Annotated in this window: 1 protein-coding gene; it reads right to left on the minus strand. The window is 42.8% G+C overall.

The features are described from left to right. Positions 1-202 precede the first annotated feature (202 nt). A partial coding sequence (locus Q7U95_RS02780) for a transaldolase (RefSeq protein WP_308751753.1) occupies positions 203-1,186 on the minus strand: 984 nt, incomplete at its 5' end.

A 1,186-nucleotide genomic window follows, 5' to 3' on the forward strand; every position in this document is an offset into this window, starting at 1 on the left:
GTCAAAATCCAATGAATCCAGAGCCATTTGAATTTCAGCCATGTTATTTTACTCCTAAGATTTAAAAAAATTATTGTCACGCTGCAATAGTGCGAGCGGGACTATAGTTCAGAATTTGGCGGCAAGTCAATTGAGCCAAAATCTGTTGACTCAGGTTGCGGAGTTGACTCCGCAACCTGACAGCAGATTGCTAATCAAGAAATTAGCTTTCCAGATTTGCCAGACGTGTAGCCAGCAGTTCTTCCAGTGTTTCCAGTGCTTTGGCAAAGCCATCAATACCTTCAGACAGTTTTTCTGCAGCCATGCGATTTTCAGCATGCATTGCATCAAATGTGGCTTTGTCCAAATTCAGTTTTGCAACATCTGCTTTTGCAGCAACTTCAGGCGACAATTTACGTTCCAGAGTGCCTTCAGTTTTTTGCAATTCATCCAGCAGGTTTGGAGAAATAGTTAATAAATCAACGCCTGCTAACTCAGTGATTTCACCAACGTTACGGAAGCTTGCGCCCATAACTTCAGTGTTATAACCAAATTTTTTGTAATAGCTGTAGATTTCAGTTACTGACAATACACCTGGATCTTCATGTGCTTCGTATGAATCACGACCAGTATCTTTTTTGTACCAGTCCAGAATACGACCCACAAATGGTGAAATCAGGGTAATACCGTTTTCAGCACAAGCAACGGCTTGGTGCAGACCGAACAACAATGTCAGGTTGGTGTGAATACCTTCTTTCTCAAGAACTGCAGCCGCTTGAATACCTTCCCAAGTTGCAGCAATTTTAATCAGAATGCGGTCACGTGACACACCAGCTGCTTCATATTGAGCAATCAGGTCACGACCTTTGGCAATAGTTGCTTCAGTGTCATAAGAAAGACGTGCATCTACTTCTGTAGAAACACGACCTGGGATGATTTCCAGAATTTTCAGACCAAAAGAAACTGCCAAACGGTCAAACGCCAAAGAGACTACTTCAGATGCAGGTGCATCGGCGCCCAGAGATTGACGGGCTGCTTTCAATGTATCATCAACGATACCTTGATATTGCGGCATTTGTGCCGCTGCAGTAATCAATGATGGGTTAGTTGTTGCGTCACGAGGAGTGTACTTTTCAATTGCTTGAATATCACCGGTATCAGCAACAACGACGGTCATTTGCTTTAATTGATCAAGTAAATTCGCCAT

The organism is Candidatus Oleimmundimicrobium sp., from assembly GCF_030651595.1.
Taxonomy (GTDB): domain Bacteria; phylum Actinomycetota; class Aquicultoria; order UBA3085; family Oleimmundimicrobiaceae; genus JAUSCH01.